The organism is Pseudomonas sp. JL23 (assembly GCF_056933585.1).
Window position 1 is genome coordinate 615,751 of record NZ_CM167795.1, and the last position, 13,260, is coordinate 629,010.

A 13,260-nucleotide genomic window follows, 5' to 3' on the forward strand; every position below is an offset into this window, starting at 1 on the left:
TCGTGGCCGGTGGCGCTTGGGCTCAGCGGGTCAGTACGCCACGGGCAACCAGATTACGCAGCAGGGCGCTGACCCCGAAGGTCCAGGGCGTGGCCGCATCGCTGTAGGTTACGTGGTTATGCAGGGCGCCGAGACGCGGACTGCTGATGCGCACCTGATCGCCCTGCTTGTGGGTGAAACCGGCGCCCGGATGATCACGGTCTTCGGTAGGGGCGAACAGGGTGCCGAGAAACAACACGAAACCGTCGGGATACTGGTGGTTGGCGTTGAGGGTTTGCCCGGCGATGTCCTGCGGGTCGCGGCTGATCTGGTCCATGGAGCTGGCGCCGTTGAGCAGATAGCCATCGTTGCCGCGTACCTCCAGATCGATCACACAGTTACGCACGTCATCGAGGCTGAACTGCTCGTCGAACAGGCGAATGAACGGGCCGATGGCGCAGGAGGCATTGTTGTCCTTGGCCTTGCTCAGCAGCAGCGCGCTGCGGCCTTCGAAGTCGCGCAGGTTGACGTCGTTGCCCAGTGTCGCGCCGTGAATCTGCCCGCGACTGTTGACCGCCAGCACCACTTCCGGCTCCGGGTTGTTCCATTGCGAGCCGGGGTGAATGCCGATATCGGCGGCGCTGCCCACGGCGGACAGGATCGGCGCCTTGGTGAAAATCTCGGCGTCGGGGCCAATGCCCACCTCCAGATACTGCGACCACATGCCTTGTTCGATCAGCAGTGCTTTGAGGCGCATGGCCTGCTCGGAACCCGGTTTGACCGCGCGCAGGTTGTCACCGATGACGCTGCGCACCGTGGCACGCACCCCTTCGGCCCTGGCCGCGTCGCCGCCGGCTTTTTCCTCGATGACCCGCTCGATCATGCTCGCGGCGAAGGTCACGCCCGCAGCCTTGATCACTTGCAGGTCCAGCGGTGGCAACAGGAAGGGTTTGCCCGGATCGGCGTGGGCGCCGGTATTGGCCAGCAGGTCTTCAGCGCTGCAAATGAAGCGGCCGGGGACTTCACGCACGGCCTTGAGCGGCGAGTCACTTTCCAGCAAGTCGCTCAGGGTGGCGAAATGCGCGGACAGGTCGAACACACCGTCGGCGCGCAACACCACGGGCGACGGCCCGGATACTTCGCCCGGCACCCAGGCACGGCCGATCAGTGTGGCTGACGGGCTGTCGTCGGGCAGGGTGTTTGCACAGGTCAGTCTTATTGTTGTCATGGTGAAGAATTCCAGGGCCATAAAAGCTGCACGCTAGGTGGGCGCGCGGATAAACTCCAATGGCATATTCTCAATTATTGATAACCTGGCGTTATTGCCGGGCGGGGCGCTCCCATGTCGGACTTGTCGTTCTCCAACTTTTGCAACTGGCTGAAATTCCGGCATCTGGTGCTCATCGATACCTTGGGCCGCACTCACAACATGCATCTGGCCGCCCAGCAGATGAACCTCAGCCAGCCCGCCCTGAGCAAGATGCTCAAGGAAATCGAGAGCCTGTTGGGTTTCACCCTTTTCGAACGCCTGCCGCGCAGCATGCTGCCCACGGCTCTGGGTGTGCAGGTGGTGCGTTATGCACAACTGGCGCTCAACGATGCGCGTACTTTCGTCGAACAGATCAATAACCTCAGTGCCGGTGGCCATGGTCATCTCAAGGTGGGCGGTATCTTTGCCGCGACGGCCGTGGTGCTCCCTCAGGCAATCGTGCAGATCAAGGAGCGCTGGCCGTTGCTGGCCATTGAAGTGGTGGAGCAGACCAGCGACCACCTGATGGAAATGCTCGAAGAGCGCACGCTGGACCTGGCCATCGGCCGCTTCACCGACCAGGCCCAGCAACAGCGCTACGACTTCCAGGAACTGGCGCCCGAGCCCTTCTGCATCGTGGTCAACAGCCGCCATCCGCTGTGCGATGCCGGGCCCATGACCTTGCAGCAATTGGTCGACTGGCCATGGATGCTCTATCCCAAGGGCACGCCGATTCGCGGGCGCATGGAGCAGGCGTTTGCCAGTGCCCAAGTGGACGTGCCGAGGAACACCATCGAAACCATTTCCATGCAGACCTTCCTCAAGGTGCTGCAAAGCGGCCCCATGATCGGCATGCTCCCCGACGCCATGGTGGCGCCGCATCTGGAGAGTGGCCTGCTGAAGATTCTCGATACGCCGCTCTACCTGACGCCCCAGTATTACGGGATTCTCACCCGTAAAGGCGAGCACCTGAACGGTCCGGCGATGGAGTTTGCCGACATCCTTATGGAGAACGCACGCCTGGCCCGGGATGAACAGGAAGGGCGCGGTGCATCTCAATAACCATACGTTATCAATTAATCCAAAAATGCCATTGGGATTGAATCGGACGCGGGCTTAGATTACCGGCCAATAACTATAAATGGTCAGGTATTCCCCATGTCCGATTTGTCCGGTCACAACTTCATTGCGGGTCGTCGCAGCGCGGCCGGCTCGGTGATCCTGCACAGCGTCGATGCCCGTACCGGGCACGCCTTCAGCGCTTTTCACCAGGCCACACCGCAAGAAGTGGATGCCGCCTGCCTCGCTGCTGCCAGCGCTTATCCTGCCTACCGCGGGCTGCCCGCCGCCCGCCGCGCCGAATTTCTTGATGCTATCGCCGATGAACTGGATGCCTTGGGCGATGATTTCATTGCCCTGATCGGCCAGGAAACCGCTCTGCCAGCAGCGCGCCTGCAAGGCGAAAGAGCCCGGACCAGCGGCCAGATGCGCCTGTTTGCCGCCACTCTGCGCCGTGGCGACTTCCTGGGTGCGCGGATCGATCAGGCACTGGCGCAGCGTACCCCGCTGCCGCGTGTCGACCTGCGCCAGTGCCGCATGGGTGTCGGCTCGGTCGCGGTCTTCGGCGCCAGTAACTTTCCGTTGGCGTTTTCCACCGCAGGCGGCGACACCGCTGCCGCACTGGCTGCCGGTTGCCCGGTAGTTTTCAAGGCCCACAGCGGGCATATGGCCACGGCCGAGCAGGTTGCCGCCGCGATTATTCGCGCGGCAGAGAAAACCGCCATGCCAGCTGGGGTGTTCAACATGATTTTCGGTGGTGGCGTGGGCGAGGCGCTGGTCAAGCATCCGGCGATCCAGGCGGTCGGTTTTACCGGCTCGCTCAAGGGTGGCCGCGCGCTATGCGATATGGCTGCTGCCCGGCCTCAGCCGATACCTGTGTTCGCCGAGATGAGCAGCATCAACCCGGTCATCATCCTGCCCGAGGCGCTGGAGGTTCGCGGCGATGATATCGTCAGGGAACTGAGCGCGTCGGTGGTGCAGGGTGTCGGGCAGTTCTGTACCAATCCGGGCCTGGTCATCGGCCTGCGCTCGCCGGCTTTCGACGGGTTTATCCAACGGCTTGCCGATGCCATGGCCGACCAGCCGACCCAGACCATGCTCAATGCAGGCACCTTGCGCAGTTATCAACAGGGTTGCGCCGCATTGCTCAAACATTCCGGTGTTCGTCATCTGGCCGGTCAGGCGCAGGAAGGCAGCCAGGCTCAGGCGCAACTGTTCCAGGCCGACGCGAGCCTGTTGTTGGACGGCGATGTGCTGCTGCAGGAAGAGATTTTCGGCCCGGCGACCATCGTTATCGAAGCGGCGGATATGCAGCAATTGCTGCAGTGTCTGCACGCCTTGCAGGGGCAACTGACGGCGACGCTGATTGGCGAGGCCGATGAACTGGCCCGCTGCGTCGAAGTGATCGAAGTGCTGGAGCGCAAGGTCGGCCGGATCCTGATCAATGGTTACCCGACCGGTGTCGAGGTCTGCGAGGCCATGGTTCATGGCGGCCCTTATCCGGCCACATCGGATGCCCGTGGCACCTCGGTCGGCACCCTGGCCATCGATCGTTTTCTGCGCCCGGTGTGCTACCAGAATTTTCCTGATGCGCTATTGCCCGACGCCCTCAAGAACAGCAATCCGCTGGGCCTGACGCGCCTGGTCGATGGCCGGTTGACCGAGAAAACGCTGTAACGCAACGCCGCCGGGCCCCATGCCCGGCACAGACCCATTCAATAAAAACAATCAGGCATGTAAACGTGCCCAAGGGTTAATCCCATGCAAACAAACGCCGAATACCAGGGCGCCAACGCGCCTGTTCACGACAGCGCTTTCGAGGACCGGACCTATCGCAAGGTCATCCTGCGCATCCTGCCGATCCTGTTGCTGTGCTACATGGCGGCCTATCTGGACCGGGTCAACGTGGGTTTCGCCAAGCTGGACATGCTTAGCGATCTGCAATTCAGCAACACGATCTACGCCTTGGGCGCCAGCGTGTTCTTCTGGGGCTATTTCATCTTCGAAGTGCCGAGCAACATGTTGCTGCATCGCTTCGGCGCACGTTTCTGGATCGCCCGCATCATGCTCAGCTGGGCGGTGATCTCCATTGCCGTCGCATTCACCGCGCCTCTGGCGACGCTGTTTCACATCGAAACCAGCAGCATGTTCTACGTCCTGCGCTTTCTGCTCGGCATCTGCGAGGCCGGTTTCTTCCCCGGCGTGATCCTCTACCTCAACTACTGGTTCCCGACCCAACGGCAGAGCCGCGTGATGTCCGGTTTCCTCATGGCCATGCCCGTCAGCCTGACACTGGGCGGCATGGTCTCCGGCTGGCTGATGAGCAGCATGGCCGGGATCCAGGGCATGGCTGGCTGGCAATGGATGCTGATCATCGAGGGTATCCCGTCGATCATCATGGCGTTCGTGGTCATTGCTTGCCTGTGCGACAACATCGACAAGGCCAAGTGGCTGTCGGCGGCAGAGAAAGCCATGCTCAAGGCCAATCTGCAGACTGACAGCACGGGCAAGGTGACCCGTATCAGCGAAGTCTTCCTCAACCCGCGGGTGTGGCTGCTGGTGCTGATTCTGCTGACGTTCAACACCGGCTTTTATGGCCTGGCGTTCTGGATGCCGTCGATCATCAAAAGCACCGGTATCACCAGTACCGTGCAGATTGGCCTGCTGACCGCGATCCCTTACGGTGTGGCGACGGTGATCATGCTGCTCAATGCCCGGCATTCCAACCGGACCGGCGAGCGTCGCCTGCATGCGGCGATTCCGGCTTTCATCGGTTGCATCGGGCTGATCCTCAGTGCGTTTTTCGCCCATAACCTGGTGCTGTCGGTGCTGTTCCTGACCGTGGCCGCTTCGGGGATTCTCAGCCTCATGCCGATCTTCTGGACCCTGCCTGGCTCGTTGCTGTCCGGCGCCGCTGCTGCGGCCGGGATCGGCATGATCAACGCCATCGGCAACCTGTCCGGGTTTACCGGCTCGATGATCACGGCTGTGGCTGAGAACCTGACCGGCGACATCAATAACGGCACCTATGTGCTTGCGCTGTGCCTGTTGGTCAGCGGCGGGCTGATCCTGGCCATTCCCGGCAGCATGCTGGGCAGGAAAGACGACGCTCGGCCGGTGCTGCCCACTTCTCTGAACATGGAAAAAGCCTGATGAAGAACAAGCGCGTGCTGATCACGGCGGGCGGCCAGGGCATCGGCCTGGCCAGCGCCAAGGCCTTTGTCGCGGCCGGCGCGCAAGTGATCGCCACGGACATCGACATTCGCACGCTTGAAGCCATCGAAGGGCTGCAGGCCCTGCGTCTGGACGTGACCAGCCCCGAGGACATCATTGCCGCCAGTGAGTCGATCGGCGCCATCGATGTACTGTTCAACTGCGCGGGCTACGTGCATTCGGGCAGCATTCTTGAGTGCGATGAAGCGGCCTGGAGCCGTTCTTTTGAGCTCAACGCCACGGCCATGTATCGCATGATCAAGGCGTTTCTGCCGGGCATGCTGACTCGTGGCGGTGGCTCGATCATCAATATGGCGTCGGTGGCGTCCAGCGTAAAAGGCGTGCCCAACCGTTTTGCCTACACGGCCAGCAAGGCTGCGGTGATCGGTCTGACCAAGTCTGTGGCTGCGGACTACATCGGCCAAGGCATTCGCTGTAACGCCATCTGCCCAGGTACGGTAGATTCACCTTCGTTGCGCCAGCGAATTGCCGAACAGGCCGCGCAACAGGGTGTCGATCAAGCGCAGATTTACCAGCAGTTCGTCGGCCGCCAACCCATGGGCCGCCTCGGTAGTGCTGAAGAAATCGCGCAATTGGCTGTTTATCTGGGCTCTGATGCCTCTTCTTACACAACCGGCGCTGTGCACATTATTGATGGCGGCATGAGCATCTGACCCGGTTTGCCCTTCGACAGGAACAGGAGACCTCCATGAAATTGCTACGTTACGGCGACAAAGGTGCGGAAAAGCCCGGCCTGCTCGACGCCAACGGCCAGATCCGTGATTTGTCCGCCCATGTTGCCGATATTGCCGGTGATGTCCTCACTCCGTCCGGTCTGGCCGCCTTGGCCGCACTGGATCCGGCCAGCCTGCCACTGGTGGCCGGGCAGCCGCGTATCGGCGCCTGCGTGGGGCAGATCGGAAAGTTCGTCTGTATCGGTCTGAACTACGCCGACCATGCCGCCGAAGCCAATATGGAAGTGCCCAAGGAACCGATCATCTTCAACAAGTGGACCAGCGCCATCAACGGCCCCAACGACGACGTGGAGATCCCGCGCGGCTCGGTCAAGACCGACTGGGAAGTGGAGCTGGGCGTGGTGATCGGCAAAGGCGGGCGCAATATCGACGAAGCCAATGCCCTGGAGCATGTGGCCGGTTACTGCGTGATCAATGATGTGTCCGAGCGTGAATGGCAACTGGAACGCGGCGGCACCTGGGACAAAGGCAAGGGCTTCGATACCTTCGGCCCCATCGGCCCGTGGCTGGTGACCCGTGACGAAGTCGCCGACCCGCACAGCCTCGACCTGTGGCTGGAAGTGGACGGCCATCGCTATCAGCAGGGCAACACCCGCACGCTGATCTTCAACGTGCCGCAACTGGTGGCCTACCTGAGCCGCTGCATGAGCCTGCAACCGGGCGACGTGATTTCCACCGGCACGCCGCCGGGCGTCGGCATGGGCGTCAAGCCGCAGCCGGTGTTCCTGCGCGCCGGGCAACGCATGCGCCTGGGGATCGAAGGATTGGGCGAGCAGCAGCAGTTGACGGTCCAGGCCGACTAGGCTCTGTACGAAAAGTGCGTACGCTCGGCGACTCTTCGTACAGCCCCTGGGTAGCTAAGCGTTCAGCCATTTCTCGTAGGCGGCCGGCCACTCCGTAGTGGGCGTCCCCGGCCTGCCCAGGCCAAAGCCATGGCCGCCACTGGCATAACGGTGCATCTCCACGGCGACATGTTCATGTTCGCAGGCTGCGGCCATGATCAGGGTGTTGGCCGGGTCGGAGATCGGGTCATCTTCCGCTTGCGCCAGGAACATCCGTGGCGTGCGTGAGGTGACCCGGGTCTGCACCGACCACTTGGCATCCTCGGCCTCTGGCGCATGAGGCCCGACCAGCAGTTTATGGGTCGAGGTCTTATCGTACGGCGGCAGCAGGGTGATCACTGGATAGATCAGGGCGGCGGCATCGGCGACTGCCGGGGTCGAGTCCAGATGATCCTGAGGCGCGTAGGTCGCTTCGCCCGTCGCGGTGACGGCCATGCCGAGCAAATGCCCACCCGCCGAAAAACCCAACACGCTGACCTGTTTTTCCCGACTACGAATAATGCGCAGGGCACGTTGGGCGTCTTGCAGCGCGACCTTATTGCCGTCTGCCCAGCCTTCACCGGGCAGGCGATAGCTGAGCACATAAGCGGTATAGCCTCGTGCCGTCAGCCATTGCGCGGCGGGCCAGGCTTCCATGCCCATCTCCATGCGTTTGTAGCCACCCCCTGCGGCCACCAGTACGGCCTTGCCGTTCGGGCGCTCGGGCTTGAAGACTCGCAGCGACGGGCGAGAGACGTTGGTCAGCGCGCCTTTGGCCGAGACAATTTCATCGCCTGTCGGGCCGCCACCCCCAGGTGGAGTGCCTTCCCACAGGAGAATTTTTGTACCTTCGTTGTCGGGGATAATCAGGCTGGCGTTGGCCATGGACATGCGCAGCGCGATCAGTGCGGCGGTCGAGCAGGTAAGGAAATTTCGACGGTTCATACGGCCCCCAGAAAATATTTCGAAATATCTACCATGGAACGGCGGCGCAGGAATGCTTTTCGGGGGGGTGTTCAGCCAAGCGACTGTATCGCCACACACAGTAGGACCGGCTTTAGCCGGGAGGACGCTCTCGCGGCTGAAGCCGCTCCTACAGGGAAAACCGTTCTACTCAGCCATTCACCCGCCGATACCGCTCCCCCATCTCTCGAATCTGCTCATTCTTTGAAGCCAGCAACACCGGCCCGGCCGCCTCCAGAAACCCCGGCGTCGCCGTCTCCAGCGCACGCCCGAGCCACAGACAGGCGTCGTCGTAGCGACCCTGATCGGCCAATACGGCGGCATGGTTGTACTGCCCGCGAAAGTCCCCGCCCTGAGCCGCCAGCAGATACCAGTGCTGCGCCTGTTCCTCGTTGCGTTCCACCACCACGCCCTCATGGTGAAAGCGCCCCAGCAGGTTCATGGACTTTGCGTGGCCCATGGCGGCGGCCTGTTGAAACAGGGCGTAGGCGGCGCTCATGTCTGGCGCCACACCGCGACCACGGGTCAGCAACTGGCCGTAGTTGTACAACCCCCAATCCAGCCCGAGTTCGGCGGCCTGCCGGTAGTGCTGCGCCGCGCCCGTCAGGTCGATCTCGCAACCCCAGCCATTCTCCAGGCAGCGCCCGACCATATTGCCCGCCATGGCATGGCCCTGCCGGGCAGCGATGCGAAACCAGGTCAGGGCCAGTGCCTGATCGCCAGCGATGCCGCGCCCGTCGAGCAGCAACTGGCCAAGGGTGGTCTGGGCATCGAGATCACCCAGTTCGGCAGCGCGCATGACTGCCTTGGCGTAAGCGCGGGGGTCGTCGTGGATTGAGCGTTGAGTGTTCATGAGTGGCCGTCAGATGGCGCAGGGCCGGGCGAATCCCGACCTGTACCGGATTTGTAGTATGTCAAAAACATTTGTTACAAATTACTTTGTTTGAGATTGATTTTCAATTACGATCGCGCCGCATTTACATTTCGGGGAGGAAATTAAATGACTTCAAGAACGGATTCGGCGCTGCTTTCACAGCGTCATTTGCTGGCATCTGCGGTCGGGTTGGCCGTCGCAGCGCAAGCAGGTTTTACCTACGCAGACGACGCTGTGAAAAAGGGCGCCGTAGAACTGGGCGCAACCAGCATTGAAGGTCAGGCCGACGCCACTGGTGGTGGTTACAACCCGGTGGCGCCAGCTTCGGCCAAGTACACCGAACCACTGCGCGATACCCCGCAGACGATCACCATCATCCCCAAAGAGGTGATCCAGGATCAGAACCTGCTGACCATGCGCGATATCCTCAGCACCGTGCCAGGCATCACCTTTGGTGCCGGTGAAGGTGGCAGCGGCTACGGCGACAGCATCAACCTGCGTGGTTTCTCGGCCAGCAACGACATCTACGTCGATGGCGTGCGCGACAGCGCCCAGTACAGCCGCACCGATCCGTTCAACCTGCAACAAGTGGAAGTGGTCAACGGCGCAAGTTCCGTCTACTCGGGCTCAGGCTCCGTGGGCGGGACCATCAATATCGTGACCAAGCAGCCCGAGCTGCATGACAAGACCACGATCAGCGCCGGTGTCGGTACCGACAACTACAAGCGCATCACCCTGGACAGCAATCAGAAGCTCAACGACACCACCGCGTTTCGTCTGAACCTGATGGCCCACGGCAACGATGCGCCGGGCCGTGACTACGAAGACTACGAGCGCTGGGGTATCGCCCCGTCCATCGCCTTCGGCCTGGGCACCGACACCCGCGTCACCGCCAGCTACGAACACCAGAAAGACGACAACCTGCCGCAATACGGCGTCCCGATCTACAACGGCAAGCTGCTGCCGGGCGTAGGGACCAGCGATTATTACGGCTACCACAACATGAACAAGCAGGAAATCACCACCGACGCTTTCAGCCTGAAGCTCGAGCATGATTTCAATGACAATGTCTCGGTACGCAACTTCAGCCGCGTGGCCCGTGTCCGTCAGGACCTGCGTGCGTCCGGCCCGGAAGGCGCGTCGACGGCGTGTCTGGCCAACGGTCGTCAGCCCAACGGCGCGGCGTGTACCGCAGGCCTGGCGCCAGGCTACTTCCAGCCAAGTGGCGGCTCCCTGGGTAACGCTCGCGATACCCAAAACAAGATCTTCACCAACCAGACCGACGTGACCACGCGTTTCGCCACCGGCTTCATTGACCACACCCTCGTCACCGGTGTGGCGCTGACCCGTGAAGAGTACGAGGCCAATACCGGCAACTGGCTGCGCACCGGTTCCGGCGCAACCATCGTTCCGCCACCTGTGAGCATCAGCGACCCGAACTCCTACTGGGCCGGTGATCACAACTTCGTTCGCGCCAGCCACATCGACGGCGAGCTGAATAACCGCGCCGCCTATGCTTTCGACACGCTCAAGTTCAACGAGCAGTGGGAAATCAACGGCGGCGTGCGCTATGAGCGTAACGACGGCAGCTCGGTCACCGACGCCTATGCCACCAACGGTGTCGTAACGCCAGGTTCGCGCTTCCACAACACCGACGACCTGACGTCCTACCGCCTGGCCCTGGTCTACAAACCAGCGGAAAACGGCAGTGTCTACGTCGCCTACGGCAACACCAAGACGCCGTCCCAGGCCACCGTTAACGGCGGTTGCTACACGGCGGCGCGGGGTACTACTGCGGCGTCCAACAACTGTAATGCTGATCCGGAGAAATCCATCAGCTACGAAATCGGCACCAAGTGGGACTTCTTCAACAGCGCGCTGTCCCTCACCGGCTCGGTATTCCGCAACGACCGCACCAACTACAAAGTGGCGAGCAACGACCCAAGCAACCTGACGGGCGAGCAGACCCTCGACGGTGAAGCGCGTGTCGATGGCGCGTCCCTGGGCTTGTCGGGCGCGATCACGGACAAGTGGAAGATCTTCGCCAACTACACCTACCTGCACACCGAAGTGCTGCAGAGCGTCAGTGATTTCACCAAGCTGACCACCGGTGTCGATGCGCAGAAGGGCAAGCCGCTGACCTTCACGCCGAAGAACGCAGCCAGCATCTGGACCACGTACGATCTGCCGTATAACTTCCAGGTCGGCTACGGTCTGACCACCCAGAGCAAGCAGTACCTGGCCAGCGCCGATGCCGCACCGACTTCGTCGGGCTACACCGTTCACCGCGCCATGGTGGCCTACAAGGTCAACCGTAACCTGGGCCTGCGTCTGAACGTCAACAACCTGTTCGACAAGGACTACCTGACCCGCATCCGCAACAACGGCTGGGCGACACCGGGCGATGCCCGTGCCGCCGTGCTGTCGGCTGACTACACCTTCTAACCGACGCCGTAACAACACAAAGCCCCTGCGGTTGAAGCCGCAGGGGCTTTGTTGTTTTTGGCGCTCAATTTTTGATTTGGAACCGGACCTGTAGGAGCGGGCTTTAGCCGCGAGAGCGCGCTCCCGGCTAAAGCCGGTCCTACAGGGTTTCGAATTAGGCTACAGCCGCAGCCGGCTTCTGCCCTGCCAACCCCTGGGCCAACGCCGCCAACACCATCTCACCCATGCGCGTGCGAGTCTGCACGGTGGCGCTGGCTCGGTGCGGTTGCAGCACCACGGTTTCCAGCTCGAACAGCTCGGTCGGTACGTTCGGCTCATCCACGAATACATCCAGGCCAGCCCCGGCAATCGAGCCGGTCTGCAAGGCGGCGACCAAATCCGGTTCGTTGACCAGGCTGCCCCGTGCGACGTTGATCAGGTAACCCTCGGCGCCCAACGCGGCCAGAACCTGGGCATTGATAATGCCCTTGGCCTTGTCGGCAGCGGCGGCGACGATCAGGGCGTCGCTCTGCCGGGCCAGTTCGACCAGGTCTTGGACGAAGGTGTAAGGCACGTCATCCATGGCGCGCAGGTCGGTGTAGCTGATCGGGCAACCGAAGGCAGCGGCGCGGGTGGCGACGGCGCGGCCCACTCGGCCCAGGCCGACGATGCCGACACGCATGCCGCTGAACTGCCGGGCCAGGGGAATCGGCGCCAGCGGCGTCGGGCTTTTTGGCCAGGCGCCGCTGCGCACATAACGGTCAGCGGTGTTCAGGCCGCGACAGGTAGAAATCAGCAGGCCGATAGCCAGGTCGGCGACGTCTTCGGTCAGGGCGCCGATAGTCGCCGTGACATGAATGCCACGGTCGCGGGCATAAGCCAGGTCCACGGCATCGGTGCCGACGCCATTGACCGCAATCACTTTCACTGCAGGTAACTGCTCCATTACTGCGCGAGTAATGCCGGTATGGCCGCCAGTCACGACGGCTGTGATGTTGGCGCCATGCTCACGCAGGTAGGCGGCCTTGTCGGTTTGCTGGAAGTACGGGCGCACGGTGTACAACTCGTTCAGGCGCGCGTTGATCTCGGGGATCAGGATCGGACTCAGTTGCAGAACTTCAGCTTTCATCTTTTATCACTCACAGAATCGGGGTCGATCAGCCACGGCCGACAAACGGCATGTTGGTGGCCATGACAGTCATGTTCAGCACGTTGGCCGAGAGCGGCAGCCCGGCGATGTAACGCACGGCATCAGCGATGTGTTTGACGTCGATCATCGGCTCCACGGCGATCTCGCCGTTGGCCTGGCGCACGCCTTTGGTCATGCGCACTGACAGCTCGGTCAGGGCATTGCCGATATCGATCTGGCTGCAGGCGATGTTGAACTCGCGGCCATCCAGCGCCAGGCTCTTGGTGATCCCCAGCACGGCGTGCTTGCTGGCGGTGTAAGGCGAGGTGAACGGGCGCGGGGTGTGGGCGGAAATCGAACCGTTGTTGATGATCCGGCCACCTTGTGGCGACTGCTTGCGCATCAGGCCGAAGGCCGCGCGGCTGCACAGGAAAACGCCGGTGACGTTGGTGTTGATCACGTTCAGCCAGTTTTCCACTGGCAGCTCGTCCACCGGCACGGCAGGGGCGTTGACGCCGGCGTTGTTGAACACCACGTCGACGCGGCCATAGACCTCCTCGATGGTCGCGAACAGCGCGTCGACACTGGCCGGATCACGCACATCGCTGGACACAGCCAGCACTTCGCCGCCTTGTTCACGGGCCAGAACTTCCAGTTCCTGCAACGGTTCGATACGGCGGCCGGTGACCACGACCTTGTAGCCATCAGCCAGAAGGCTCAGGGCCACTGCGCGGCCGATGCCGCTGCCAGCGCCGGTGACCAGGGCGATTCTCGGGAGGGTGTTGTCAGTCATT

General features: G+C 62.0%; 11 protein-coding genes. 6 read left to right on the plus strand and 5 right to left on the minus strand.

What is annotated here, in order from left to right; genetic code table 11:
• Nucleotides 1–22 precede the first annotated feature (22 nt).
• Nucleotides 23–1,207, minus strand: coding sequence for a fumarylacetoacetate hydrolase family protein (locus tag AC1Z24_RS02985; protein WP_483744466.1), 1,185 nt, complete (start codon nucleotides 1,205–1,207; stop codon nucleotides 23–25).
• A 114-nt stretch (nucleotides 1,208–1,321) separates the two neighbouring features.
• On the opposite strand from AC1Z24_RS02985, the gene AC1Z24_RS02990 reads away from it, so the two are divergent.
• The 5 genes from AC1Z24_RS02990 (at nucleotide 1,322) to AC1Z24_RS03010 (ending at nucleotide 7,058) form a co-directional block, all read left to right on the plus strand.
• The gene (locus AC1Z24_RS02990; RefSeq protein ID WP_483744467.1) at nucleotides 1,322–2,290 is read left to right on the plus strand and encodes a LysR family transcriptional regulator; all 969 of its coding nucleotides are present in this window, start codon (nucleotides 1,322–1,324) and stop codon (nucleotides 2,288–2,290) included.
• Between the two features lie 96 nt (nucleotides 2,291–2,386).
• Nucleotides 2,387–3,964: an aldehyde dehydrogenase (NADP(+)) gene (locus AC1Z24_RS02995; RefSeq protein WP_483744468.1), complete on the plus strand. Its 1,578-nt coding sequence runs from the start codon at nucleotides 2,387–2,389 to the stop codon at nucleotides 3,962–3,964.
• An 84-nt stretch (nucleotides 3,965–4,048) separates the two neighbouring features.
• Nucleotides 4,049–5,440 carry an MFS transporter gene (locus AC1Z24_RS03000; protein WP_483744469.1) on the plus strand — a complete coding sequence of 464 codons (1,392 nt, stop codon included), beginning with the start codon at nucleotides 4,049–4,051 and terminating at the stop codon, nucleotides 5,438–5,440.
• Nucleotides 5,440–6,174 (plus strand): SDR family oxidoreductase, encoded by a 735-nt coding sequence (locus AC1Z24_RS03005; protein WP_483744470.1) that lies wholly within the window; start codon nucleotides 5,440–5,442, stop codon nucleotides 6,172–6,174. Before AC1Z24_RS03000 ends, AC1Z24_RS03005 begins: the two co-directional genes overlap by 1 nt.
• Before the next feature lie 35 nt (nucleotides 6,175–6,209).
• Nucleotides 6,210–7,058: an ureidoglycolate lyase gene (locus AC1Z24_RS03010; protein ID WP_483744471.1), complete on the plus strand. Its 849-nt coding sequence runs from the start codon at nucleotides 6,210–6,212 to the stop codon at nucleotides 7,056–7,058.
• Nucleotides 7,059–7,112: 54 nt separating this feature from the next.
• Here AC1Z24_RS03010 and AC1Z24_RS03015 read toward each other — a convergent pair whose 3' ends face one another.
• Together AC1Z24_RS03015 and AC1Z24_RS03020 are read right to left on the minus strand one after the other, a co-directional pair.
• Nucleotides 7,113–8,021, minus strand: coding sequence for an alpha/beta hydrolase (locus AC1Z24_RS03015; protein ID WP_483744472.1), 909 nt, complete (start codon nucleotides 8,019–8,021; stop codon nucleotides 7,113–7,115).
• A 169-nt stretch (nucleotides 8,022–8,190) separates the two neighbouring features.
• Nucleotides 8,191–8,892 carry a tetratricopeptide repeat protein gene (locus AC1Z24_RS03020; RefSeq protein ID WP_483744473.1) on the minus strand — a complete coding sequence of 234 codons (702 nt, stop codon included), beginning with the start codon at nucleotides 8,890–8,892 and terminating at the stop codon, nucleotides 8,191–8,193.
• A 147-nt stretch (nucleotides 8,893–9,039) separates the two neighbouring features.
• Between AC1Z24_RS03020 and AC1Z24_RS03025 the strand changes: the two genes are divergently transcribed.
• A complete protein-coding gene (locus tag AC1Z24_RS03025) occupies nucleotides 9,040–11,358 on the plus strand; it encodes a TonB-dependent receptor (RefSeq protein WP_483744474.1) in 2,319 nt (772 codons plus the stop codon).
• A 154-nt stretch (nucleotides 11,359–11,512) separates the two neighbouring features.
• On the opposite strand, the gene AC1Z24_RS03030 is transcribed toward AC1Z24_RS03025, so the two are convergent.
• Together AC1Z24_RS03030 and AC1Z24_RS03035 are read right to left on the minus strand one after the other, a co-directional pair.
• A complete protein-coding gene (locus AC1Z24_RS03030) occupies nucleotides 11,513–12,466 on the minus strand; it encodes a 2-hydroxyacid dehydrogenase (RefSeq protein ID WP_483744475.1) in 954 nt (317 codons plus the stop codon).
• Nucleotides 12,467–12,494: 28 nt separating this feature from the next.
• Nucleotides 12,495–13,259, minus strand: a complete 765-nt coding sequence (locus AC1Z24_RS03035) for an SDR family oxidoreductase (RefSeq protein ID WP_483744476.1) — start codon at nucleotides 13,257–13,259, stop codon at nucleotides 12,495–12,497.
• Between the last annotated feature and the right edge of the window lies 1 nt (nucleotide 13,260).